This window comes from Algoriphagus namhaensis, from assembly GCF_042649705.1.
GTDB lineage: Bacteria > Bacteroidota > Bacteroidia > Cytophagales > Cyclobacteriaceae > Algoriphagus > Algoriphagus namhaensis.
The window spans coordinates 144,045-167,769 of record NZ_JBHRZS010000002.1; the positions used below are offsets into that span (position 1 = coordinate 144,045).

Genomic DNA, 23,725 nt, shown 5'->3' on the forward strand with positions numbered 1-23,725 from the left:
TCAAAACAAAAGCTGTGATTCAAGAATCTTCAATCGCTCCAAGAAACTCTTTTGAAAACAATCTTTTGGTAATTGTCGCGCTCATAAAGCACTCCAATATCGGAATTCATCAAGACCAAATCGCTGTATGCGGTCCAGGAAGTAGCAGGTTTTGTATTTTTTGAGTCGATCAAAATGGAGTTCTTCCACGTTTTCCCCAAGTCAAAGCTGAAGTTTAGTGTAAGGTCATTTCTTTGTTCCGGATTGGCATTGTTGGAATGTGCCAAAATCGTATTTCCCGAAGGGCCAGGAAAAGAAAGAATCGAAGCTTGACAGACCGGATCGGGCAATTGTGGCTCAAAATACTGCTCAGACCAAGTCGCACCACCGTCTTCAGAAAAAGCCAATATTCTCTGACGGATATCGCCACGTTGATTTCGAATGCTCATCATCATCCGATCATTGGGCAGTTCGGTGGCTATGGATTCATTAGAGCCGGGAATGTTAATGGATTCGGAGATTTTAAAGGTTTTGCCATGGTCATCGGTGTAAAATCCATGAGCCTGATAATCCGACCAGTCCGCTTGAGGATCTCCAGAGGAATGATTGGCAGCCACGTAGATTCGGCCTTGATATTTACCTTTTTGAAATTGGAATGCATGTCCTGGAGTATTGGCATAATGGCGCCAGTCAGCAGGATTCGTGTAGTCGGGATTGAATTCTGGGTTATTAGGTTTGTGAACTTGCGCAGTGATGTTGACTGGTTCTTCCCAGCTTTTGCCCAGGTCAAAGGAGCGAAGCATCCACACCTCACGTACTCCCTTATTCAGACGAACATCATACTCGTGGTTATTTCCTGTGTTGTAAAAAAGAAAAATCACACCATCGGGATATTGAGGGTCATGAAGGTCTAAAACTGGAGCAGGATTGCCTGCTTGTAGATTATCATAGTCGACTAAGGTCTCTAAATCCGACCAGCTTTCCCCTTGGTCTCGGCTTCGTTTGAGTACCAGATTAATGTCTCCAAAATCATCGGTTCCATTTACCCGGCCTTCGGCAAAGGCTAGAAGCTCTCCATTGGGTAGAGAAATGATGGCCGGGATTCTGTAGATGGCATGACCTTCTTTGCCACCCTCAAAAACCAAGGTTTCTTGAGCTTTGGACTCAAGTGAAAGAAAAAATAGAACGATAAGAAAAAGTGAGCGCATCATTTCGAGGGGTTAGCTCCCTCAAAATGCAGATTAGAAATTACTAATCCAATTTAGGCTCGGCTTGTGGCTCGGAATGGAAACATAAAAATATTTCGAACCAGGTCTAAAGAAAGATCGATGGCAAAACCAAGCAAGCGAAACGGAAGCAAAAGCAACCAAACGATTGGATAGAGGATCAGGGCGATGATGGCTAGTGGCCAACAAATAATGAAAAGGATAAGCCAAACAAGAAAGGTGAGCATAGGTTTAGTTTATTTCCTTAAAGTTCAAATCCTATTCCAATCTTAAAAATGCTTGGAATCGACCTCTATTGGCATTTTGGGCGAATGGTACTGTCCTATTTCGTACAGTGTTTACTTGAGAATGGACATTAAGCTATCAATCTTCCAAATCACTGAAATATTTGTCCAAGGTATACTCAGGTTGCCAGCGATCTGGGAATCGATCGATCCTCTTGTAGTCATATTCCAAAGGAAGGATTTCCTCAGCAGTCCAAGCCACGGTATCTCCAGCGGCTTGCTGTTCTTGAAGGAGAAGGGCTCTCAGTTCCTCGATTTTTGGAGCCATTTCTGGCTTATCTGCCAGATTATTCAATTCATCTGGATCATCTTTCAGATTAAAAAGCTGCGTAAAATCTCGCTCAGGATAGCGAATCAGCTTCCAATCATCTTTTCGTATCGAGCGTACAGTGTGGCGATAGGCGTTGAACATGGAGCCCCGAATTCCTTCACTATTGCCGTCCATCACTTTCACCAAATTCACTCCATCGATTCCTTCAGGCAGTGGTAAGTCGGCAAGAGCCGCAAGCGTGGGGAACAAGTCGAAAAGATAAGTATAGGCTTCCTGAATTTCATTTTCCGGTACGCCGGGGCCAGCTATTATCATGGGCACTTTGGAAGAGTGTTCGTACATATTTTGCTTACCCAATAGACCATGAGAACCGATTGCTAGACCATTATCGGCCGCATAGACGATGATGGTGTTATCATATTGCCCAAGTCGTTTCAGCGTTTCGATCAAGGTTCCGACTTGAGTATCCAGATGGGTAATGAGGGCGTAATAGTCCGCCAATACAGCTTTTACCTTTTCCGGGTCTCTTGGCCAGGCCAAAAGGTTTTCGTCACGGATATTTAATTGGTCAAATTGAAAGGGATGAAGAGGAAGAAAGTTTTCAGGTAGTTTGATTTCATCCGGGCTATATCGATCGATAAAATCCTCGCGAGGAGAATAGGGGTCATGTGGCACGGTGAAAGAGACGTAAGCGAAAAAGGGGTTTTCGGCTCCGGAGTTCACATGCTTTTCAATAAAGTCTATGGCCGAGGACGTAAAAAGATCGGTGGAATACCCCTTGTTTTCTGGTGCAGAAAGTGTGTCTGCTTCTGTCATATCTCTTAAAGAAATACTGTAGTGATTGGCCATCCCTCCGAGAAAAACATTGGTTCCGTGCTGAAAGCTTTGTTCAAAAGCAGAGCGCTCATTATGCCATTTTCCTGTGCCAAATGTCGTATAGCCATGAGCTGCGAAATGCATGGGCATGGTGTGCTCACCTTCAAGTTTATCGAGTACTCTAAAGAGACCCTTTCCAGACATCAGCATGGCTCTACTTGCTGCGCAAATAGCCCCGTGATTCCCTCCCATTACGTAGGCATTGGTAAATCGTGTGCCGCGCTTGGCAAGTGCATCGATATTGGGAGTTTTTAGATTGGGGTTTCCTGCGATGCCCAGTGCATCAGCCCGCTGATCATCAGCAAAAATGAATAGGATGTTTGGCTTGGGAGAGATTTTTTCCTCGACTTTTTTTTCACAACTGAGGAATACTAAAACCAAGCTAAACAGGATTGAGAGCTTTTTCATGATCAAAAAATACAAATTTTCTTCTGACAGCCTTGAAATTTTGGCCCGTCATCTCCTCTGCAATGCGCGTTCAGCCGGGATGAGACATCTGAGTCTCCTTACTTTTTTTTGTTTGGTTTAACAATTAACTTGAAAGGCTGGAAACCGGCCTTATTAATGGATAGAAGAAAATTTATCAGCAAAACCACCCTTGCCGCCATGGCTTCAGCATTTGGGACAGATTTGGTCTTTGGAGCAAATCTCCCAAAAGGATTACTTCCTTTAGGCCTGACTGATCAGGATCCATTTTCCCTCTTTAAAAAGGATAAGGATATGATTTTGCTGAATGAAAAGCCTTACAATATGGAGGCCCTGGCTCATCAACTTGACGATGAGGTAACTCCAAATCCATACATTTTCGTGCGAAATAATGGGCTAGTTCCCCAAGATATAGATGTCAATAAATGGACGCTAACCATCGATGGAGAATCGGTGTCCGCACCAAAAACTTATACCTTGGCAGAGCTGAAGTCTAAATTCAAGTCTTATACTTATCAGCTCACGCTGGAGTGTGGAGGAAATGGTCGAGCAGAATTTGATCCACCGGCCCAGGGAAATCAATGGGCGGTGGGTGCGGTTTATTGTGCAAAATGGACTGGGGTAAGGTTGAAGGATGTGCTTAATGACGTGGGTATAAAATCCAATGCGGTGTACATAGGATATCATGCAGCGGATGAGCATCTCAGTCGAGATCCAGCCAAAGAAGCAATTTCTCGTGGGGTACCCATTTCCAAAGCGATGCAAGAAGAAACACTACTGGCCTTTCAAATGAACGGGGAAGATGTTCCTTTGATTCATGGCTATCCGCTCCGATTAGTGGCTGGGGGCTGGCCGGCATCAGCTTCGGGTAAATGGGTTCAAAAAATAAGCGTTCGGGATCGAGTTCATGACGGAGAAAAGATGGGAGGAGATTCATATAAAGTCCCTTGTAGTCCAGTGGCGCCGGGTCAAAAAGTACAGGAAGAGGATATGTGCATCATTGAATCTATGCCTGTGAAATCCCTGATCACCTATCCCAAGTCTGGTGCCATGCTTTCAAATGGGAAAAAGCTGACTATTCGTGGCCATGCTTGGGCAGGAGAGTATGAAGTGACTAAAATGGAATATTCCATAGACTTTGGGTCCACTTGGAATACCTGTCCTATTCGTAAGCCCGTCAATCGACTCGCTTGGCAGCACTTTTCTGCGGAAGTGAGTTTTCCTCAGCCCGGTTATTATGAAGTGTGGGCCAGAGCAACAGATTCAAGAGGGGTGTCACAGCCCATGCTTGTACCGGGATGGAATCCCAAAGGATACCTCAATAATGCTTGTCACCGAATTGCGGTTAAAATCACCTAGATGAAAAAGGAAAATAAAGAAGGTGCAGATGAATTGAGACGAGGGTTTCAGCAGATTTCTCGCTTGGTTGTTGGATTAGTGGTGATTGTGATTTTGTCAATTAGCTTCTCCATCTATTTGATTCTAGATCCTAATCTTTCGGCTTTTGACTCATTGAGATCGTCTGAAGATACAGGTGCTAAAGAACCTCTAACCTTAGACGTTTCGGATGAAATCGTCAATGGAATCCATGTGGAAACAGGCTTTATCGATGCTCCAGGGATGATGGTAACTATACAGAATTGCACCAATTGTCACTCCTCGCAGCTTGTCATCGCCAATCGGATGAACGAAGAGCGTTGGATCCAAACTATTCGGTGGATGCAGGAAACTCAAAACCTTTGGGATCTTGGTGAAAATGAAAAAGTGATCGTGGACTATTTGGTCACCAATTACCCCCCTAAAAAAGTGGGACGTCGTGGGGGCTTGAGTAATATCGAGTGGTATGAGCTAGAGTAAAAACGGATATATTTTTGGTTGGATGATTTTACTTTGTGAATAGGTTGAAAACCAAATTCGAGCCTTAATAGTCTTATGGGTGCATGCTGCCCGTTTTCTTAATTTGCTTGATATGGAAATAAATTTTCAACCAGAAGACGCTTTGTTGATCTATAAAATCGATGGGATAATTGCCTTTGAGGACATGAAGCGGCTTCAGAATATTCAGGCATCCATACCAAAAGGCAATAAGATTCGCATTTTAGCACTTGTAGAAAAATTCGAAGGCTACGAGAATATTTCCACTGCGAGAGAAGCTTTGGCTTTGGATCTTGCTTGGATTGGCAAAGCCAAACAGTATGCCATGGTGGCCGATAGTAATTTTTTGCGGTCCGCGGTTAAAATTTTGGGGCTCTTGGTTCCCAAGATAAAATTCAAAGCATTTCGTAAAGTGGATCAAGATGCTGCATATAATTGGCTTGGGGTCTCGAAAAGATTAGGCTAGCCAAATTTGAAAAAGCCTTCTTAGCGCCTGTTGATTAATTGCTTCATGATTGGCAATTGCTGGATGTAGTAAGGTGCTTTATTTTTTTGTGCTGATTTTCATCCACTTAAATATATGCCACTATTTTTATTTAGATTTTTTATAAATAATACTTGCTTGATTTTACTCTCCTTAGTACGTTTGCATCATTATTTAAATCGAGTCTAAATAAAAACTAGAATTTATGAGAGTAGTATTAACTACCCTTTGCCTGTATTTGTTGGGAATGTCCCTGAGTTTGGCACAACGAAATGTGTTGGAAGGTAAAATTCTTGATCAGAATCAGCAGCCAGTCGAAGGAGTTTCAGTTTCTCTAGAAGGTACGGTGCGTGGTGTGCAGTCGGATAGCGAAGGTCGTTACGTTCTGAAAGATTTACCTGAAGGAGAGTATAAGTTGAAAGCCCAACTTATAGGATTCAAAGCTATAGTTCAGGAATTCCAAATTGGAAAAGAAGAGAAGAAGACACTCGATTTCGTCCTTCTGGAAGATGAAATTTGGCTGGATTCATTTGAGCTTCTGGCAAGTCGAGGAATGAACGGGCAGGGCAGACTTCCTGAAATAGAAGATTTCCGGATCAATGCGGGAAGGAAAAATGAGGTGATCCGACTGGCTGAGATCGACGCAAACCTTGCGATGAATAACAGCCGTCAAATTTTCGGTCGGACTCCTGGGATTTCTATTTGGGAAAATGACGGTTCAGGAATTCAACTTGGTGTAGCTTCGAGAGGATTAAGTCCCAATCGATCTTGGGAATTTAATGTACGGATGAATGGCTACGACATTACTCCTGATCCTATGGGCTATCCTGAGGCATATTTTACCCCTCCAATGGAGGTAGTGGAGCAAATCGAAATTATCCGAGGGGCCTCTTCGTTGCAGTATGGACCGCAGTTTGGGGGATTGATGAATTTTGTGTTGAGAAAGCCAGACCCATCTACCAGATTTACAGCTGAGAGCATCAATACAGTGGGAAGTAATGGCCTGTTTAGCACCTTCAACTACATAGGAGGAACAGAAGGCAAGTGGGACTACACGGCATATTATCAAAAGAGAAGAGGGAACGGATGGAGAGAAAATGGGTTTTTCAATACCGATCATGCCCATTTGGAAGTGAATTTTGCAGCTAGTAATCGCCTTAAAATAGGGGGTGAGTTAACTTACATGACTACAGAAACCCAGCAGCCAGGAGGTTTGACAGATGCCCAATTTGCGGAAGACCCAAGACAAAGCACAAGAGCTAGAAACTGGTTTAATACTCCTTGGTTTATTCCATCTTTGAATGCCGATTATATTCTAAGCCCAAATACCAAGATTAATTTCAAAGCTTTTGGTACCATCGCACAACGAAATAGTGTAGGGTTTATGCAGCCGATTACCCAGGAGGATGATTTGGGTAATAGACAGGTAGATCGTGATTTGTATCACACCTTCGGTTCAGAATTGAGACTTAGTACGGCTTATTCTCTTTTTGGAAGCGAGCATAATCTTGTGGCTGGTTATAGATTTTATAAGGGAAATATTGACCGAAATCAGCGTGGAGTTGGAGATGCAGGGTCAGATATGAATTTTGATTTGGTAGAGGATAGCTATCCACGTGATTTGGATTTTGATAATGTAAATCATGCAGCATTCGTTGAGAATATGTTTAATGTGACTGATAAACTCTTACTCACAGCTGGGTTACGACTTGAGCATATTTCCTCCAACATGGAGGGGGTTTTGAATACAGTGAATGGTGTTCCAGACCTTTTGATTCCTGAAAATCGAACCAGAACCTTCGCATTGCTAGGTTTTGGTGGAGAGTATCATTTGAGCAAGACGACAGAGTTGTACACTAATTTTTCTCAAGCTTATCGTCCAGTATTGATTTCTGATCTGACCCCACCTGCCACAACTGATGTGATCGATCCAAATCTGCAAGATGCGAGCGGTTATAATTTTGACTTCGGATATAGGGGAAGCATCGGGACCTATTTGAATTTTGATGCCAGTTACTTCTATTTGAATTACTCTGATAGGATTGGAACAATCACTGAAACCAACACAGATGGAAGCAGATATCAGTTTAGAACTAATCTGGGGACTTCAGTAAGCCAAGGGGTGGAAGCTTTTGTAGAATTCGATCCGATTACAGCCTTTGTGGGAAGTTCTAGCTTTGGGTATATTCATCTATTTACATCGCTAGCCTATATCAATGCAGAGTACCAAGATTTTGAGAGAACAAGTGTGGTAAATGGTGAAATCGTATCAAGGAATCTTGCAGGAAATAGAGTGGAAAATGCACCTAGAAAAATCAACCGTTTTGGTGCCACCTATCGCTACAAAAATTTCTCCGCAACATGGCAACTGAGTGACGTTGGCGAGACATTCTCGGATGCGAGTAATTCCATTGAACCGAATGAAAACGCCACAAGTGGATTGATACCTGCATATCAAGTTCAGGATTTCTCAGCGGCTTATACATTCCAAAAGAGGTATAGCCTAAAGGCAGGGGTGAATAATTTGGCTAATGAAAGCTATTTCACTCGAAGAGCTGGTGGATATCCAGGTCCAGGTATTATGCCGGCAGATGGTCGAACTTTCTATCTGACTTTTGGAATAAAACTCTAATGCAAGTCACTTCAATTTAAAGCCACTTCTAAATGGAGTGGCTTTTTTGTTGAGTGTCTTCAAGTTGAAATTCTTATTTTGAAGGCATGAAAAAGATGTTCAAAATTCTCGGTTTGATTGTTGGGGTTTTACTCCTTTTGATCGTGTTGGGAGGTGGGCTTTTTGTCTATAAAGTAAAGAATGGTTTTCCTGTCAGTTATGAAACAGATCCTGCTGATATCTCCATTCCACAAGAGGGGATTAAGGTTTTGCTTTTTTCTAAAACCACGGGATTCAGACACGGGGAGTCCATCCAAGCGGCGAAAGAGGTTTTTGGAAGAATAAGTACTGAAAAAGGTTGGTTTCTGTACAATACCGAATCCGCTGGAGTATTTAATTCGGAGCAATTGAATCAATTTAATGTAGTGATTTTCAATAATTCAACCGGGAGAGTTCTCACCGATGAGCAGCGGCTTGTTTTGCAAGAGTATGTCGAAAATGGAGGTAAACTTATCGGAATTCACGGAGCTGGAGATGATTCACATCATTGGGACTGGTACGAGACGCATTTACTAGGAGCCAAGTTTTCACACCATCCCCTAAATCCACAATTACAGGAAGCTCAAGTAAGTTTGCAACCTGGGATTGATTCTGTCTTGTCTAGAGATTTGGCAAAGGAGTGGGTTCATACGGACGAATGGTATGTGTTTTTTGAAGATCCCGCAAGCAGAGGCTTCCAGATACTGTACTCAATTGACGGGGATAAAATTCTTCCAAGTGGAAATCTCCTTTTTATCAAGAGCAAGGAATTCGGAATGGGTAAAAACCATCCAGTCGCTTGGTTCAAAAAGACTGGGAAAGGCAAGACCTTCTACACTTCGATGGGGCATAATGCCACAGCTTGGGGTGAAGAGGCATTTATTCAGATGCTTATCAATGCCATAGAGTGGTAAAAAAAAGGGAGCATCCAGATACTCCCTTTTCGAAAATATTTCATCAAACTTCTTTCTCTTGGTTTAAAGCCTGAAACTCTTGGATGACAAAAGCAATCGTTGGGCCGAGTGAAAAACCTAGGCCTAACCAAATGTGTAGGTTTCCATAAAATGCAGCAGTTACACTTCCCAAGATGGTTCCCAGTATTGTTCCAATGATTAAGATGCGCCTATTTTTCATTTCAATTTTGACTACTCGTAGATAAAAATCTCTTCGATTCTTTTATCAAACAGTTGGGATAGTTTAAAGGCCGTAGGTAAACTCGGATCGAATTTTTGCTTTTCTATCGCATTGACGGTTTGTCGCGATACTCCTATCATTTCACCGAGTTGATCTTGTGTCAGACCTTTTTCCACTCTGAAATCTCTCACTCGATTTTTCATTTGTAGCGCTTCGTATTGATGAGCAAGGTGATCATATAAGTAATCCCTGTGAACATCACCAAAAGACCAATTTCAGCGTCAAACGGGATAAGGTCCGTTTGGTCTAGCAGGGAGAAAGTTAAGCCGACTACTACAGTTAGCCCCAAAGTCAGCGCCATGGCCTCGAGGTGAAGCTTCTTTTCTAGCTCGTCAAAATGATTGAAAAGATCCCGATTTGCGCGAATCATCAGAATTCCATTTGCAAGGTTCACCAGAATGGCGAAAGTCGTTAGGAAGACATGTCCATCCCAAATAAACTTGGGACCGAAAGTCGCTAAAGCCATAGTGGCCACCCAAGTCCAAGTCCAGACAGCCAGTTTTTTCACTCGTTTGTTTCGTTCTAATTTCATTGTTTCCATATCTTTTAAGTAAAGTCTACTTGACAAATGTAAACAAGACTTTACAAAAGTCAAGTGTTATTTACATTTTAAATTAGAAGAAATTTTTATTTAGACCTTAATACATTGAAATTCAGGGGGATAAAATTTTGCTCACCATGATTCCGGACTGGGTTTTGTTGCGAGCAAGGTAGTCACTTAGGGGAAGGTCTGATATTTCGACCTGCATACTAGCTGAACTGGCATGCAAAAGATGAATTCGTCCTTGATGCTCAATTGCAAAGCCCACATGTACCATATCAAGATTATTGATCGTAGTGGTGATGGCAATCAAATTGCCAGACTGAATCTGATCTTCCACCTCGGCTACTTTTTCCTTTGGGATATAGAAATAGCTTCGCTTGCCAATCTCTGCTTCTGTCGCTTTGATAGCTTCCACATTTTTAGGATCAGCCAACTGAGGATAAAACTGTGGGTTTTCCGACATAAAGCTCGGCTGATTGGGGTAGGGTACTCCCCCGATTTCTTGGGTGATGTTCTGAAATAGTCCCTTTTCACCATTGGCATACATCCAGTCGGAGAAGTAATGGAGGCGTGAAGGGTAGCCGGTGTTTTCCCCATTTCGATAGCGAATGAGTTCGAGTTCTCCTTCAAAAGCCTCGAAAGTATACTCCTGTTTCTGGGCAAGGCGGGTCAGCGCAATCACTGATTCTAGGTACGTCGTGCAGTCTACCCCTTGCAGATTGATCACTAGTTTTTCTTCGCCTGGCAGTTCGAGGGTCTTTGCTACGTATTCAGTACCTAGAAACCATTGGCCGATTTCTGCGGCAAGCTCTCCGCTTGATAATCCAGAGACGTCCAAACTTTCTAGCCTTTCTAGCTTCTCTTCCAAAAGCTCCCGGCTTTCAGGAGTGCATACCGCCTGAGCTGTTATTAAATTTGGAATTAATAAAAATAGAAGGGTAAAGTATCTCAAGATTATTTTCGTTTTGTAAGTAATGAAATTAGGCTTTTTCTCCGTAGAGAGATGAATTTTTAAAAAAAACTGACTCTTCCGTACCAGATTTTGCTCCTGTCCGTGGCCTTATCAACCGAAAGGGATTAAACAAAAAAGCCTTAATTCGTGAGAATTAAGGCTTTGATTGCTCCTCCTCTTGGGCTCGAACCAAGGACCCTCTGATTAACAGTCAGATGCTCTAACCAACTGAGCTAAGGAGGAATTTGGGTTGGCTTTCGGAGCGTTTTCCGAAAACGTGTTGCAAATGTAGAAGCATCATTTATTTAATCCAAACGATCTACTCAAAAAACTTATGTAATTCCCTAATCGATGCCTTTTTTACTTCTGAATCAAGCACTTATTTTTTGACCTTTAGCTTTATTTATCTTTTTTCGGTTTAATCTGGTCCTTGAGACTGAATTTCCGGATCATGTTTTTTATAAATTTAACTTTCCTAAAACGCAAGGCTGACCAATCTTCGTTTAAAGAAACCATCCGTACTCCTTCAAAATCTTCCTTTGCCAATTCTCCCCATCCATGATCTCTGTTGATATCAGTTTTGTATTTTTTAGAGGATTTTTTTGGGTAAGCCAGCCAAAAAACCTCATCAGAATTCAGAAAAGGCAACATTTGACCAAAAAAATGATCGAGTTCTTGTTGGTCTTTGACAAAACTCAAAAGAAAATTTGGGTTCGAATTCTCAGGCAATTTTCCATATAAGGCCTCAATTTCATCTATCCAACCTCTAAACTCCTCTGGAGTATTCCAGATTCTAGGAGACATGTTCTCCTTAAAATTCATTTTTTTCAATAAAGGATGCATCAGTTTTTTCTTTTCCTTAAACTATGCATTAGATCAGAATTTCGACAATTCAAGGACTATTTTCTTTACTTTTGATGGCGTAATGATCAAGCCTTTGAAACATCTCTTTCTAGCAATTCTTATCTCTTTGTGCAGTTTTTCTCTCACATTTGGGCAGGATAGCCTCTTTTCTGCGGCGGTGGCTGTTCGAGAAATTCCTAATCCTGATTGGGTAGAAATCAGCGGTATGGCAGCAAGCAAATTGAATCCGGACTGGCTCTATATTCACAATGATAGTGGAGGAGAAAACGCAGTATTCGTCATGTCCACTTCAGGAGAGGAATTGGGTAAAGTCATACTGGAAGGCGTATCAAATCGGGACTGGGAAGATATCGCTGTGGGTCCTGGACCTGAGGGCAAGAGTTATGTTTATGTGGCCGAAATCGGAGATAATTTGGCGCAACACGAGGAGATTTTGATTTACCGATTTCCCGAACCAAAGCAAGCCATTTCGACTGTTAAACCTGAAACGGCAAGGTTCCAATTCCCTGAGGGCGCTATGGATGCGGAGGCAATATTCGTGGATCCAATTTCTGGCAAAGTATATTTGATTTCAAAGAGAAATCAAGAAAACACACTATTTGAAATGCCCACTCAAGCTTTTGAACAAGAGGGACCAATCGATCTAGTGGAAATGGGTACTTTTCCCTTTACCAGTACAGTGGCAGCAGATATCAGCCAAGCAGGCGATGCCATCCTAGTAAAGACTTATTTTGCCGTTTACTATTGGCAGCGAGAGTCGGGAACAGGTATCCCAGAAACGCTCGCGAAACCCTTTAAGATCTTACTTTATACACCAGAACCACAAGGTGAATCCATTGCCTTTCAAGCGGATGGGAAGGGTTATTTTACACTAAGTGAGGAGAGATTTGAAATCAAACCGGTTTTGTATCATTACCTAAAGCAAAAATAGCATGCAGACATCCTCACATATCCTCATGGTTCGTCCCGCTCATTTTGGCTTTAATCCTGAAACAGCGGAGAATAATTTTTACCAAAAAAATGACACTCGCCCTCAACAGGAAATAGAAGAACAAGCACGAGTTGAATTTGACGGTTTTGTTGCCTTACTGCGCGATCAGGGGGTAAATGTCATTGTGGTGGAGGATACAGCCGAACCAGTTAAAACGGATGCTGTCTTTCCAAACAATTGGTTTAGTACCCATCCGGATGGCAAGCTGATTACCTATCCCATGTACAGCCCCAATCGAAGGCTGGAACGTAGAAAAGATCTGATCGAGTTACTGATGTCTATGAATTTCCAGATTAGCGACCTGATAGACTTGAGTTTTTTTGAGCAAGACGATCAATTCCTTGAGGGCACAGGAAGCATGGTGATGGATCATACGTCCAAGACGATCTTTGCTTGCTACTCTGAACGCACACATCCTTTTCCGCTGGAGTATGTAGGGAAAATCTTGGGCTATAAGATTGTTGGTTTCAATGCAGTTCAGGAAATTGATGGGGTTCAAAGCCCCATTTACCATACGAATGTAATGATGCATATCGGCACGGATCTGGCGATAGTTTGTCTGGATAGCATCCCTAAAGCATCTGAAAAACAAGCCGTTCAAAAGGCCCTAACTTCAGCTGGAAAAAAAGTAATTCCCATTACGGCTAAGCAGAAATTCAACTTCGCGGGAAATATGTTAGAAGTCAGCAATGATGGGGGTGAGAAGTTTACTGTCATGTCTCAGTCTGCACTCGATTCACTCAATGTGGGGCAAATTCAGCTGATTGAGAAATATACGACCATCATCAATCCTAAAATTCCAACCATAGAAAAACTCGGTGGAGGCAGTGCACGTTGCATGATGGCTGAGATTTTCTTGCCTAAAAGCTAATCTTGGGAACTGATAAAAGCGAACTGCTCGAGCTGTGAATTTTCGTTTTTGTAAACAGGGGTTTAGGCCATTTTCTGTTCAACTCTCAGGATAATAAATTCAGCAGGCCTCAGTAAAGCCATCCCTATCTCTATGATCATCCTTTTCTCTAAAACATCCTGGGCCGTCATAGTTTCTCCTAGACCAACCTTCACGAAAAACGCGTCTTTTTGGGAAGTCCCAGCCAATGCGCCTTCACGCCAAATGTTGGAAAGAAAATTCAGGCAGGATGATTTAATCCTTGACCATGCCACTGAATTATTTTCCTCAAAAGCGAATGGTTCTAATCCATTCCTAATGGATTGCTCCACCATGATAAACGTCCGCTTTACGTTTACATATCTCCATTCATTATCATTTCCAGCTAGCGTTCGAGCACCCCAGACCAAAATACCTTTACCTAAAAATTCCCGAATAGCATTGATCGATTTTCCGGAAAAGTGATTTGTATTTAGATCTTCCTGATCCTCGTTTGCTATCCTTACTGAAAGCTGATTTACAGAATTCAACTCAATATTTGCCGGCGCTTTCCAAACACCCCGAGAATTGTCGGTAGCTGAATAAATTCCTGCGATGAAGCCAGAAGGAGGAAGTAAATTTAATTTTCTAACAGCACCTTCGATGATTTTCGAGTATGTTGGACTAAAACTCAAAAGTCCTTGATGTCGGTAGTCTCCTGTAGGTTCTGGGCTTGAGCTTAGAAAAGTTTGGGCATTGGTTTCCGGAAGCATATCAACTAGATTGACTCCTTCAAAACAGTGACGCATCGAGGCATGGTTTTGTTGAACCAAGCTGGAATGAAGCCACGGATAGTATGCTGCCCCAAAAGAAAGGTTTTGAGTCCCGATTTTATTTCTGAATTCAGTGATGCAATCGGGAGCTGTACTTCGAGCCCGGTGACCAAAAGGCACATCTAAAATGGCAAACCTTCTTCTGGCTTTCGCACAATGAGAAAGCATCTCTTGATAAATGTTGAAGGATTCGACTTCCAAAATAACTGCATCTGGAATCGCTAAGATGGAAGGCTCTACTTCATTTTCTAAAGTTGTGAGTCCAGCTAATAATTCTCCTTTCTCTATGTTTAGGCTGGCTTGGCCGGCATAATTACCTACTGAGACTATATAGCAGGAGCTACCCCCGTTCTCGAAAAATGCACAAACTGCGGAATGCAAAAAGCCTTGTTGTTGGGGTAAAAAAGAAATGGATTTAGCTTGACCAGCAATTAGAATTGATTCAGTATCACCTGGCAATGCGTCAACTAATTCGAATTTTGAAGGAAACGCTTTTCCATAGATTAATTCAAATTCTACGAAGGAACTGATTTTTGTAGGAACAAGAAGGAGGTTATCAGTATCTCGAATGGATCGCTCGGTATACCCAATAAATGCAACAATTGACGTTTCTGCACGCATAATGGGAGGTGGGCCGAAGCTAACCTCTTCCACATAAACGCCTGGTGTCCTGAATCGCCTTTTCGTCATTTTAAAATCCTAGTAGAGTAAGATAACGAAATCAGCGCAGAAAATGGAAGTTCGATAAGATTAAGAAAAAAGCTTTGCAACCTCTCGCTGAGTTTCCTCAAAACCTTGATAGGCACAAATTACTGTGTGAAAGTCCTTCAATTCTCCAAAATGTCGCAATGCCAATGGATTACCAAAATGCACCAAAATAGTCGGTTTTGACTTCGCTATTTTTTTGATTTCTTCCAAAATTGCATCCTTCATCCCAAATATATTCAAGGGCTTGTGACTAGGAATAAAGGCCGAAATCAATACCATTTCGGAATCTTCAATTGAATTTTCTTCTAGCTTTTGGTTGAAATGTTTGTTAAGCAATTCAGAAAAAAGCGAAGGACTCTTGCCGAAAAACGTGCGATGAGCCAGTTTTTTAATTTTGGCCAGAGAGTTGAGTTGGAATGTATTTAGATCGCCTTGAATCACTTTGACATAATCCGAAGCCAAGTGACTTTGGAATGCAGAATGACTTTTCCAGTCAAACTCAGGGACATCCAAAACCTCGAAATCCAGCACACCAAGTCTTTTCTTTAACTCCATCACTTTCTCAAAAACCTGCTCGATCTTTTTAGGATCCACCGAACTAGCAATTTTTTCTATTCCATCTTCCACGTGGTCTGAAAAGCACAAAAGATCATTTCCAGCCTCAAAGGCCTTGAGTTCCAGCTCTCCGGGGGTAGGGAAAAGATTGGCAACAGCCTTCATGTTCAGCGCATCGGAAACCACGAGTCCGGTGAATCCCATTTCCTTTTTGAGCAAGTCGGTGATAATTTCAGAACTGATACTTGCCGGGATATCTTTTCCATTGGTCAATGCTGGCACAGCCAAATGGCCCACCATGATCATTTCCACGCCGTTTGCGATACCTTTTTTGAAAGGAGCTAGTTCCTCGGCATCAAGTTCTGCTCGACTTTTTTGCAACACAGGCAATCCCAAATGGGAATCCACTGCGGTATCTCCATGTCCAGGAAAATGCTTGAGACAAGCACCAATGCCCGCTCGTTTCATGCCTTGATAATTCGCCAAAGCCAAATCTGCAACTTTTTCCACTTTGTCACCAAAGGATCTATAGCCTATCACCGGATTGTCTGGATTGGTATTCACATCCGCGCATGGAGCAAAGTTTAAATGAATACCCGCACTTTTCAGATCCTTTCCCATACGGAAACCCACCTCTTCCACTTTTGTAATCGCATCAGTTTGCAAAGCTCCAAGACTGATCGCAAAGGGATATTGCGGGGTGTTTTCGATCCGCATTGCCAAGCCATATTCTGCGTCAATACTGATCAAAAGTGGCGTTTTAGCGACTTGCTGGTAGCGATTGATCAGTCCGATCATTTTCTCCAAAGTCCCTGAATAAGTTAGGGCTTCGGCTCTTTTTTCAAAGTTAGCGGCAGCAGAGTGCCGGCTATGAAAAAAGGTGAGTCCGCCGATATTTTCCTTTCTGATGAGGTCCTCTAGTGCTTGATAGTTTTCTTCCGAATCGTGAATAAATGCGGCTGGAAGGAAAAACTGGGATACTTTTTCTCTTAGAGTCAAGTTCATAAAACGCTTATTGGGTTTTCTCTTCGGGCTTCTTCTGGCCAAAATCTTTTGGATACCTGACCGATGCAGCCATGATTAATGCAGGGATCATCGCCAGGCCCACCCAAACAAAAAATCCGGTATAACCCAGCCACTCCTGCACATAGCCTGAAATCATACCCGGAAACATCATTCCCATAGCCATAAAGCCTGTGGCCAAGGCATAATGGGAAGTTTTATACATTCCTTCTGCCAGATAGATCAAAAAGACCATATACGCAGCAAAGCCAAATCCATAACCTAATTGCTCAATGATCACCACAGTCGCAGGATAGACCAAGCCCTCGGGCTGGAAATAGGCCAAGGCAATGTAGAGAAGGTTGGGGAGGTTTAGTGAAAGAGCCATAGGGATCATCCATTTGCCTAGTCCATCTCGCGAGATCAAAATCCCTCCTACGATCCCTCCGAGCAATAGCGCAATCACACCTACCGTCCCGTAGATCAAACCATAGTCAGAGGTACTGATGGCAAGCCCACCATCCGTTCGATCGCCGAGCAGAAAAGGAGAGGCCATCTTGACGAGTTGAGATTCACCAAGTCGATAAAGCAACACGAATGCCAGCGAAAGTCCGATGTTCCTTTTGGTAAAAAAGGTCTGAAATACTTTGGCGAAGCTTTTCTCTTCCTCGGTTTTTTCAGCTTGAACTTCTTCTACTTGAGGGGTGGTCAGGAAATTAATTAGGGTTAAAATCAACATTAGACCTCCCACACTAATCATGGTCCAAGACCAAGCTTGGGTATTGTCACCAAGTGAGGTTTCCAAAAAGCCCGCGATAATCACGATCAAACCATTACCAGTAATCATCCCAATCCGATAAAAAGTACCCCTCAGTCCTACAAAAAAGCTTTGCTGATCGGGCTTCAAAGCAATCAAATACATGCCATCGGATGCAATATCATTCGTGGCTGAGGCAAAGGCTCCCATCCAGAAAAAAGCCAGTGTCAGGAAGAAAAAATTACTCGCCGGCGTGGTCATTCCCACTCCAAGAAAGACCAAAGCCAGAACCAACTGCATGGTCAAAAACCATTTCCTTTTGCTGCCAAAAAGATCCACGATTGGACTCCAAATGGGTTTGATCACCCAAGGGAGATAGAGCAAACTGGTGTACAAACCAATGTCCGAATTGGATACGCCTAGTTTGGTATACATTACCACCGATACGGTGGTGATAATAATGTAAGGAATACCCTCGGTGAGGTAAAGCGATGGAACCCAAAGCCATGGGGATTTGATGGATTTTTGGGTCATTTTTTTCGGATTAGGTTTTCGTAAATACTGATTTCGGAGCCTTCAATGGTTACTGCATCGACCACTTTTTTGTAATAGTCCTCGGGTCCTACGCCTCCGATAATGGCATAGCCATAGCCCATTTCTTTGAGGGAAAGTAGGCTCTTGACTAGGAGGACTTTGCCAATTCCTTTTCCTCTTTCGGATTCTTTGGTTCCGGTGGGGCCAAAGAAATTTCTAGCCGTAGCTTCGTAGCAGGCAAAGCCTAGGATATCATTTCCCCTTTGCGCGAGCCAACAAGAAACTGGCTGACGGCTAAAGGCTACATCTACTTCAGATGCCCAATAGTCTCCAAAGTTTTCTTTCACCCAAGTGGAGATCAAATGCTTCTCCGGTGCAATGGGACGACGAAAAACTACCTGCTCCTTTTCTAAAAGCTTTTTTACGGTTTCCTGCACATCAGGTAATTCCTGAAGTCGTACGAGCATGTCCTTCATGGCAAATCTTTATGGAACTTGGTAAACGGATGAACTCACAATTCTCCCAAAATGGTCAACCCAACGAATAGCAAGGTACTCCGTTTCGAGGTTCGATACCCGAAGAGAACGAGCTCTATAACTTCCCACCCAAACGGTGTAAATCTTTGAGTTGGGTAGTTCATTTTTGGAGTTAGCACCCTGAATCAGGGCATATCGAATGGCTGGATCCAGCGGCTTCTCAAGCGTAATTTCCGTCATTTCGGATTGATTGGCCACAGATGCGATACTTGGGGTCTCAATGATGGAGGTGCCCAGCGGCGCAAATTCTGGAGTCAGCGTAGGCTGATCGTATAGTTCAGTTTTTAGGCGCTGAGCTACGTCTTGATTTTTGTTTAGGAGTGATTTTGCTGAGAAAAATGCATTCCCTTGAATGGTGGGATGGGTTCGTGTATATGAAACTTGTGCATTGATTTCTTGAGGGTTATCCCAGGCTTTGTCGGCATTGTCGCGGATTTTGTACGGTCCGTTGCCGATGTAAATTTTGGTGTTGTAGTGGTTTTTAGCCCACCAGTCATTCAGCTTTCTGTAGGAAGCTAATTCATAGTCCATACTCCAGTAAATCTGCGGAATGAGGTAATCAATCCAGCCCTCGCGCATCCATGTGATCGGATCAGCGTAGAGATCGTCGTAATTGGTCTGACCCGCTCGAGTAGGGGAGCCTTTGGGGTCCTTGTCCTGATTTCTCCAAACCCCAAAAGGCGAAATACCAAACTGCATCCAGGGTTTATGCTTTTGGATGGTTTGGTGGACGGATGAGATCAAATCATTCACATTTTGTCTCCTCCAGTCGTCTATGGATTGATTTGGAGCTTTATACTTTTGATAGCTGGCCTGATCTGGGAAAGTCTGACCAGCGATCTTGTAGGGGTAGAAGTAATCGTCAAAGTGTATGGCATCTACAGAGTAATTGACCACGATTTCTTCAATGATTTTGGTCAAATGATTTTTGACCTCAGGTATGCCGGGATTGTAATAATATTTAGTCCCATACTTTAGCATCCAGTCTCGATGTTTGTTGTAGTCATGATCTGGACTGAGCAGTTCGGTTTTCAGATCGAAGGTCGCTCGATAGGGATTGAGCCAGGCATGAAACTCCAGACCGCGATTATGGGCGGCATTGATCATCCAGGTCAGCGGATTTTCATTTGTATCGGGCGCTTTACCTTCTTTCCCGGTTAGGTAGCGAGACCAAGGTGCCAGATTACTTGGGTAAAAAGCATCTCCGGCGGTTCGGATCTGTACGATTACCGCGTTGAAATTGAGACTTTTGTAGTGATCTAATATTTTGATGAAATCCGCCTTTTGTTTTTCGTAAGCATCGGAGCCAGATTCTGGCCAATCAATATTCACCACCGTGGCGATCCAAACTCCACGAAACTCTCTGGGGATTTCTGGTAGATCAAAGGGAATAGGATTGAGTGCTATTTTTTTTGGGGCTAGTTCTTTTGCTGGTAGATCAGGTTTTGGGCTCTCGCCTGATTCTAAATTGGGCCCCGGAGCTCTGTCAGTAGATGCGGGTTGGCTTTGTTGTGTTTTGCATGCAAACATGCACCACAAGGCCAGCAGGAGGACAGAGGAAAATTTGATCGGTTTGTACATGAGCGAATACCCAATTATTGATTTGGAAGGAATTTTAAGTCAAGGTCAGAAAGGTTTTTGCGAAGCTGATTCATAAACTTATCTCCAGGATCAGTTTTGACTGTGCGATAGTCGGGATCGAATTCTTTCCAAAGTGGAGTTTCCTGAAACAGGGTATATTCATGATGTCCTATGACATATTCTATGGCATATTTTTTCTTCAAGTATCGGATGAGCTCTTCATTGGCTTTGAGCTGAGCCTTGGTTAAGGGGCTATCCATGCCACCGATATTCTCTATCCCAATTGCTGTGTAATTCAAGCCGATCACGTGTCTCGCGAAATACGTATCGGGTAAAAGCCGAAAGATGGTCCCGTCTCGATCGATTAGGAATTGAGAGGAAACGTTCAAGTTGCTCGCTCCTGTTAAGTCTGCTCGACCACCCAAGGTAGGCGAATCAAAAACGTCAAAAGTCACCTCAATATTATCGATGGCCGTCCAGTGAACCACCACCATCTTTGGATCAATAGTAGGCTCCGTTTGGTTTAGTCCATGCCTTTCCTTAAGATACTTTAGAGAAAGCTCTGCGCGCTCTTCATTCCAAGTGATGGGCTTATCGATGATCCGAAAGGTGCTTTTTTGACTACATGAAATAGTGATTAGCGCTAGGGCAAAAAGATAAAGGAAAGTAATTTTTTTAAGGAGGAAAGGCTGATTCATGGGATTAAAATACAAAACTTTTAGGCTGGACTTTGATAAAGCTAAACTACCCAGAAAAAAGGAAGATTGGGATAAAGCCACGCATTATTTTGCGGTTTTTTAAATTTAGGGGCCAAAACCTGCGTTTTTTTGCTACTTTTCCAAAGCAAACCCTTAATCACCAATGCTCAAAGAAGAAAGACAAAAGTATATTCTAGACCAAGTTCAGCTACACCATCGAGTCTTGCTTACAGACTTGTCCGAAGAGCTCAAAGTCTCCATCGACACAGTACGAAGAGATGTGAAAGAGCTGGCACTAGAAAAGAAATTAAAGAAAGTCCATGGAGGTGCTACTTCTTTTGGTTTTATGAATTTCACCAAAGATGAAAGCAATATTTACCTCCAATCCAAAAAGATCAAGATTGCTGAAAAAACCATTTCATTGCTTTCTGAGGGGCAGGTGATCCTAATGAGTGGTGGCACCACGAATATGGAAGTTGCCAAATTAATCCCTAAAAAGCTCTCGCTCACTGTTTTTACCCCCAGCTTACATGTAGCCGTGGAGTTGCTTGAGCATCCGGATGTGGAGGTGATATTTTTAGGAGGAAAATTACTTCACGATTCCAAATTCGCAGTTGGAGGAACTGTGGTCAATACTCTCTCTCAGCTGAAAGTGGATTTATGCATTTTAGGAACTGGCTATTTAGATCCTGATCAAGGTCTCACTGAGTTTGATTGGGAGGTGATTCAGGTAAAGCAGGCCATGATTCGAGCGGCTAAAAGGACAGTGATTCTTTCTGTATCAGATAAGCTGCATTCTGTTCAGAAATACAAAACTTGTGACCTAAGCGCAGTTCACACCCTGGTAACTGAGCTGGATCCAAGTGATGAGCTGCTGGATGGCTTTCGCGCCTATGATTTAACTCTCATTTAAGAGGGATTGCAAATCTATTTCCCGGGATGATAGATCCTTTGAGCATTGCTATAAACTTCAGACTTGTCTAGCGACATGGGCTTCAGATCCTGTTTCAAATATAGCTCCATCTGATCGTCGTAATGGGAGCTTTCGGGACGATTACTTGCTCCAAAAACATTCACCGTTTCAATTTTCGGCAAACCTTCTCCAAACCTCACCATCATTATGTAGGACTCTCCTTGTACGCCTTTTCTTGTTCCATCTTTCAAAGGCACACTTCGCATGGCCGTGATCACATCATCTATTCCCCAAAGGGGTAAGGCTTTTTCGCCGCGCACGAGCTTTTGATATTCTCCCAAAGTCACGATCTCCTTTCCAAAAAACTTTTCAAAATGAACCTTAGCGGCTCGGAGTCCTTCTGCAGCTTCTTCTTCTGAAAGTGTGGTTTCCCAGCTTCTTCCAGCTTGCTCAAATTTTTCCCACCAATAGTAATATTGAAAGGCGAAAACAGCGGCTCCTTCACTCTCTATTCCGGACTTTTTATCCCAATTTTTAATGGCTAAAATCTGCTGTGAAATTTCTGGATGATCCTTTTCGTCCAAATTGAATAAGGCTTCCATATTCGTACGAAAGGCGAGTTTCTCTGGCAATTGGCCATCGTATTTTATTCGTTTAAAATCTTGGTAACTTAAGATGGTGCTATCATTCATCAGCTCCCTGAATCGAGTGGATCTATTGTTGTCCCGTCTTAAATAATTCATGTTTGCTGGATAATCATCAAGGTTTAGATTATCGGGATAAGCGCTAGCTAAGAAGGGGGAGTGATTGGTATTGAATAAATATCCCGAACTAGGGTTGATTTGCTGTGGCAAATCAGAGAAGGAGTGATAGGAATCCCAAAGGGCTTCCCTTGAATTTCCAGCGGAAGTTTCGGTGTAATCTATTTCCGTATTTCTGACCGGAAGCAAGGCATTACTCACATAAAAAATCGTATCATTTTTATCTGCATAGACCGTGTTGAAACTGGTGAGCTGCATGACAGACATGGCTTCATGAAACTCGCTGTAATTTGAAGCTTTATTCATCCGCCACCATTGTTCCGGAGCTCCGATTCGGTCTAAAACCCCCATTCGAACACTAAAGACACCTTGATCAGTTACAAGGGTTGGCCCATAAATACTTTTCCAGACTTTTTTGGGAATGGGTATCACGATGAGATCCCACAGCTTTACTTTCAGCCAAACCGTGCGCTCCTCCAGTTCCAGCCATTCTCCATCTACACGATATTGCGAATCATTAACGGGATTCATTTCGAGTTGAAAGATGTCCAAAAGGTCCGGGAAATTTACCGTATGCGCCCAGCCTAGGTTTTCATTCACTCCATGAAAAATCATTGTTCCTCCTGGGAAAAGACCTCCCAAAATATTCCAACCTTCCTCGGAGTGTAAGTGAGCCTCGTACCAAGCCACTGGCCCTTCAAGGGGTTGATGAGAGTTAATGGCGAGGAAGTTTTCTCCCGAATCAGTACGTGAGGAATGAACGGCAATGGCATTCGATCCCTTCGGATTCTGGTCAATAGTCGCTAGATCCACCGTTCCGTCCACGATTTGCTTAATAGCTCGATCCGCTCCGGACATTTGCGCGAGCGAAAGAATATAGGCCGCAGTTATTTCTTTGGTAGTGACAGGAAAGGCTTCTGTAAGAATAATTTCTCCAGGATGTGCTAGTGCAAAGTCATTCATCCCCGCTGCATAGCCTTCCAAAACTGCCTTAAAATCATCCGAATAGCTCTCCTCATATTTCGCCTCGGCGAGCTCTTGTGTTTCCAGCAAATGCCCAAAAAAATCAATAGCTGCTCCATCTTCTCCAAAAACCTTTCCAGTCATTCGTTTCCCCGCTAAGAGCGTTTTTTGGATCGTTTCAAAATCATCCTCTGCATGCGCCCAGGCTAGACCATATGCTACATCGGCATCTTTTGTCCCGAAGATGTGCGGAACACCAAATTCATCACGGACGATTTCTACTTGCGAAGTATCCCAGCCAGAGTGCTGAAAACCGGACTGACAAGAAGCTAAAATAAGGAAGGCTAGTAGGAGAAATCTGTAATTCATAAGGGGTGATTTGGGACCAAAAATATAAAAA

The 23,725-nt window shown here is 42.9% G+C and carries 23 protein-coding genes and 1 tRNA gene; 8 read left to right on the top strand and 16 right to left on the bottom strand.

Going from position 1 to position 23,725, the window contains the following annotated elements; genetic code table 11:
- Window positions 1-29: 29 nt before the first annotated feature.
- The 3 genes from ACFOSV_RS00655 to ACFOSV_RS00665 all read right to left on the bottom strand — a co-directional run bounded on the left by ACFOSV_RS00655 (window position 30) and on the right by ACFOSV_RS00665 (window position 3,044).
- Window positions 30-1,190, bottom strand: coding sequence for a sialidase family protein (locus ACFOSV_RS00655; RefSeq protein WP_377902337.1), 1,161 nt, complete (start codon window positions 1,188-1,190; stop codon window positions 30-32).
- Between the two features lie 50 nt (window positions 1,191-1,240).
- Window positions 1,241-1,432 (bottom strand): hypothetical protein, encoded by a 192-nt coding sequence (locus ACFOSV_RS00660; RefSeq protein ID WP_377902339.1) that lies wholly within the window; start codon window positions 1,430-1,432, stop codon window positions 1,241-1,243.
- A gap of 136 nt (window positions 1,433-1,568) precedes the next feature.
- Complete coding sequence (locus tag ACFOSV_RS00665; protein WP_377902341.1) at window positions 1,569-3,044, bottom strand: sulfatase-like hydrolase/transferase; 1,476 nt, start codon at window positions 3,042-3,044, stop codon at window positions 1,569-1,571.
- A 156-nt stretch (window positions 3,045-3,200) separates the two neighbouring features.
- On the opposite strand from ACFOSV_RS00665, the gene ACFOSV_RS00670 reads away from it, so the two are divergent.
- The 5 genes from ACFOSV_RS00670 to ACFOSV_RS00690 all read left to right on the top strand — a co-directional run bounded on the left by ACFOSV_RS00670 (window position 3,201) and on the right by ACFOSV_RS00690 (window position 8,985).
- Window positions 3,201-4,421 (top strand): sulfite oxidase, encoded by a 1,221-nt coding sequence (locus tag ACFOSV_RS00670; RefSeq protein WP_377902343.1) that lies wholly within the window; start codon window positions 3,201-3,203, stop codon window positions 4,419-4,421.
- On the top strand, window positions 4,422-4,919 hold the full coding sequence (locus tag ACFOSV_RS00675; RefSeq protein WP_377902345.1) for a cytochrome C: 498 nt from the start codon (window positions 4,422-4,424) through the stop codon (window positions 4,917-4,919).
- 112 nt (window positions 4,920-5,031) lie between these two features.
- A complete protein-coding gene (locus ACFOSV_RS00680) occupies window positions 5,032-5,403 on the top strand; it encodes a SpoIIAA family protein (protein ID WP_377902347.1) in 372 nt (123 codons plus the stop codon).
- 223 nt (window positions 5,404-5,626) lie between these two features.
- Complete coding sequence (locus ACFOSV_RS00685; protein ID WP_377902349.1) at window positions 5,627-8,053, top strand: TonB-dependent receptor domain-containing protein; 2,427 nt, start codon at window positions 5,627-5,629, stop codon at window positions 8,051-8,053.
- A gap of 95 nt (window positions 8,054-8,148) precedes the next feature.
- A complete protein-coding gene (locus ACFOSV_RS00690; protein ID WP_377902351.1) occupies window positions 8,149-8,985 on the top strand; it encodes a ThuA domain-containing protein in 837 nt (278 codons plus the stop codon).
- 43 nt (window positions 8,986-9,028) lie between these two features.
- Here the strand turns inward: ACFOSV_RS00690 and ACFOSV_RS00695 are convergent, their stop codons facing one another.
- From ACFOSV_RS00695 to ACFOSV_RS00720, 6 genes are all read right to left on the bottom strand, one after another.
- Window positions 9,029-9,205 (bottom strand): hypothetical protein, encoded by a 177-nt coding sequence (locus ACFOSV_RS00695; protein ID WP_377902353.1) that lies wholly within the window; start codon window positions 9,203-9,205, stop codon window positions 9,029-9,031.
- 11 nt (window positions 9,206-9,216) lie between these two features.
- Entirely contained in the window at window positions 9,217-9,408 is a 192-nt protein-coding gene (locus ACFOSV_RS00700; RefSeq protein ID WP_377902355.1) for a helix-turn-helix transcriptional regulator, read from the bottom strand.
- Window positions 9,405-9,797: a hypothetical protein gene (locus tag ACFOSV_RS00705; protein WP_377902357.1), complete on the bottom strand. Its 393-nt coding sequence runs from the start codon at window positions 9,795-9,797 to the stop codon at window positions 9,405-9,407. The genes ACFOSV_RS00700 and ACFOSV_RS00705 overlap by 4 nt, the downstream gene beginning before the upstream one ends.
- Before the next feature lie 121 nt (window positions 9,798-9,918).
- A complete protein-coding gene (locus ACFOSV_RS00710; protein WP_377902359.1) occupies window positions 9,919-10,761 on the bottom strand; it encodes an N-acetylmuramoyl-L-alanine amidase-like domain-containing protein in 843 nt (280 codons plus the stop codon).
- 169 nt (window positions 10,762-10,930) lie between these two features.
- Window positions 10,931-11,004 (bottom strand) — tRNA-Asn (locus ACFOSV_RS00715).
- A gap of 156 nt (window positions 11,005-11,160) precedes the next feature.
- Entirely contained in the window at window positions 11,161-11,583 is a 423-nt protein-coding gene (locus ACFOSV_RS00720; protein WP_377902361.1) for a hypothetical protein, read from the bottom strand.
- Window positions 11,584-11,698: 115 nt separating this feature from the next.
- Between ACFOSV_RS00720 and ACFOSV_RS00725 the strand changes: the two genes are divergently transcribed.
- Window positions 11,699-12,556, top strand: a complete 858-nt coding sequence (locus tag ACFOSV_RS00725) for a hypothetical protein (RefSeq protein ID WP_377902363.1) — start codon at window positions 11,699-11,701, stop codon at window positions 12,554-12,556.
- A gap of 1 nt (window position 12,557) precedes the next feature.
- Window positions 12,558-13,487 carry a citrulline utilization hydrolase CtlX gene (ctlX, locus tag ACFOSV_RS00730; RefSeq protein WP_377902365.1) on the top strand — a complete coding sequence of 310 codons (930 nt, stop codon included), beginning with the start codon at window positions 12,558-12,560 and terminating at the stop codon, window positions 13,485-13,487.
- Window positions 13,488-13,549: 62 nt separating this feature from the next.
- Here ctlX and ACFOSV_RS00735 read toward each other — a convergent pair whose 3' ends face one another.
- The 6 genes from ACFOSV_RS00735 to ACFOSV_RS00760 are packed head-to-tail and all read right to left on the bottom strand — an operon-like array spanning window position 13,550 to window position 20,688.
- Window positions 13,550-15,007, bottom strand: a complete 1,458-nt coding sequence (locus tag ACFOSV_RS00735; protein WP_377902367.1) for a phage tail sheath family protein — start codon at window positions 15,005-15,007, stop codon at window positions 13,550-13,552.
- Between the two features lie 60 nt (window positions 15,008-15,067).
- The gene (locus tag ACFOSV_RS00740) at window positions 15,068-16,585 is read right to left on the bottom strand and encodes a glycoside hydrolase family 3 protein (RefSeq protein WP_377902369.1); all 1,518 of its coding nucleotides are present in this window, start codon (window positions 16,583-16,585) and stop codon (window positions 15,068-15,070) included.
- Window positions 16,586-16,592: 7 nt separating this feature from the next.
- A complete protein-coding gene (locus ACFOSV_RS00745) occupies window positions 16,593-17,873 on the bottom strand; it encodes an MFS transporter (protein WP_377902371.1) in 1,281 nt (426 codons plus the stop codon).
- A complete protein-coding gene (locus tag ACFOSV_RS00750; RefSeq protein ID WP_377902373.1) occupies window positions 17,870-18,349 on the bottom strand; it encodes a GNAT family N-acetyltransferase in 480 nt (159 codons plus the stop codon). The genes ACFOSV_RS00745 and ACFOSV_RS00750 overlap by 4 nt, the downstream gene beginning before the upstream one ends.
- 9 nt (window positions 18,350-18,358) lie before the next feature.
- The gene (locus tag ACFOSV_RS00755) at window positions 18,359-19,990 is read right to left on the bottom strand and encodes a glycoside hydrolase family 10 protein (RefSeq protein WP_377902375.1); all 1,632 of its coding nucleotides are present in this window, start codon (window positions 19,988-19,990) and stop codon (window positions 18,359-18,361) included.
- Between the two features lie 14 nt (window positions 19,991-20,004).
- Window positions 20,005-20,688, bottom strand: a complete 684-nt coding sequence (locus ACFOSV_RS00760) for an N-acetylmuramoyl-L-alanine amidase (protein ID WP_377902377.1) — start codon at window positions 20,686-20,688, stop codon at window positions 20,005-20,007.
- Between the two features lie 163 nt (window positions 20,689-20,851).
- On the opposite strand from ACFOSV_RS00760, the gene ACFOSV_RS00765 reads away from it, so the two are divergent.
- On the top strand, window positions 20,852-21,601 hold the full coding sequence (locus ACFOSV_RS00765; protein WP_377902379.1) for a DeoR/GlpR family DNA-binding transcription regulator: 750 nt from the start codon (window positions 20,852-20,854) through the stop codon (window positions 21,599-21,601).
- 14 nt (window positions 21,602-21,615) lie between these two features.
- Here the strand turns inward: ACFOSV_RS00765 and ACFOSV_RS00770 are convergent, their stop codons facing one another.
- On the bottom strand, window positions 21,616-23,694 hold the full coding sequence (locus ACFOSV_RS00770; protein ID WP_377902381.1) for a penicillin acylase family protein: 2,079 nt from the start codon (window positions 23,692-23,694) through the stop codon (window positions 21,616-21,618).
- Between the last annotated feature and the right edge of the window lie 31 nt (window positions 23,695-23,725).

Bases quoted from the DNA above. Each gene is read 5' to 3' on its own strand.
- ACFOSV_RS00685 (WP_377902349.1), top strand. From the start codon at position 5,627: ATGAGAGTAGTATTAACTACCCTTTGCCTGTATTTGTTGGGAATGTCC.
- ACFOSV_RS00765 (WP_377902379.1), top strand. From the start codon at position 20,852: ATGCTCAAAGAAGAAAGACAAAAGTATATTCTAGACCAAGTTCAGCTA.
- ACFOSV_RS00755 (WP_377902375.1), bottom strand. From the start codon at position 19,990: ATGTACAAACCGATCAAATTTTCCTCTGTCCTCCTGCTGGCCTTGTGG.
- ACFOSV_RS00720 (WP_377902361.1), bottom strand. From the start codon at position 11,583: ATGAATTTTAAGGAGAACATGTCTCCTAGAATCTGGAATACTCCAGAG.
- ACFOSV_RS00655 (WP_377902337.1), bottom strand. From the start codon at position 1,190: ATGATGCGCTCACTTTTTCTTATCGTTCTATTTTTTCTTTCACTTGAG.
- ACFOSV_RS00735 (WP_377902367.1), bottom strand. From the start codon at position 15,007: ATGACGAAAAGGCGATTCAGGACACCAGGCGTTTATGTGGAAGAGGTT.
- ACFOSV_RS00705 (WP_377902357.1), bottom strand. From the start codon at position 9,797: ATGAAATTAGAACGAAACAAACGAGTGAAAAAACTGGCTGTCTGGACT.
- ACFOSV_RS00745 (WP_377902371.1), bottom strand. From the start codon at position 17,873: ATGACCCAAAAATCCATCAAATCCCCATGGCTTTGGGTTCCATCGCTT.
- ACFOSV_RS00770 (WP_377902381.1), bottom strand. From the start codon at position 23,694: ATGAATTACAGATTTCTCCTACTAGCCTTCCTTATTTTAGCTTCTTGT.
- ACFOSV_RS00690 (WP_377902351.1), top strand. From the start codon at position 8,149: ATGTTCAAAATTCTCGGTTTGATTGTTGGGGTTTTACTCCTTTTGATC.
- ACFOSV_RS00680 (WP_377902347.1), top strand. From the start codon at position 5,032: ATGGAAATAAATTTTCAACCAGAAGACGCTTTGTTGATCTATAAAATC.
- ACFOSV_RS00750 (WP_377902373.1), bottom strand. From the start codon at position 18,349: ATGAAGGACATGCTCGTACGACTTCAGGAATTACCTGATGTGCAGGAA.
- ctlX (WP_377902365.1), top strand. From the start codon at position 12,558: ATGCAGACATCCTCACATATCCTCATGGTTCGTCCCGCTCATTTTGGC.
- ACFOSV_RS00670 (WP_377902343.1), top strand. From the start codon at position 3,201: ATGGATAGAAGAAAATTTATCAGCAAAACCACCCTTGCCGCCATGGCT.
- ACFOSV_RS00660 (WP_377902339.1), bottom strand. From the start codon at position 1,432: ATGCTCACCTTTCTTGTTTGGCTTATCCTTTTCATTATTTGTTGGCCA.
- ACFOSV_RS00760 (WP_377902377.1), bottom strand. From the start codon at position 20,688: ATGAATCAGCCTTTCCTCCTTAAAAAAATTACTTTCCTTTATCTTTTT.
- ACFOSV_RS00665 (WP_377902341.1), bottom strand. From the start codon at position 3,044: ATGAAAAAGCTCTCAATCCTGTTTAGCTTGGTTTTAGTATTCCTCAGT.
- ACFOSV_RS00695 (WP_377902353.1), bottom strand. From the start codon at position 9,205: ATGAAAAATAGGCGCATCTTAATCATTGGAACAATACTGGGAACCATC.
- ACFOSV_RS00675 (WP_377902345.1), top strand. From the start codon at position 4,422: ATGAAAAAGGAAAATAAAGAAGGTGCAGATGAATTGAGACGAGGGTTT.
- ACFOSV_RS00700 (WP_377902355.1), bottom strand. From the start codon at position 9,408: ATGAAAAATCGAGTGAGAGATTTCAGAGTGGAAAAAGGTCTGACACAA.
- ACFOSV_RS00740 (WP_377902369.1), bottom strand. From the start codon at position 16,585: ATGAACTTGACTCTAAGAGAAAAAGTATCCCAGTTTTTCCTTCCAGCC.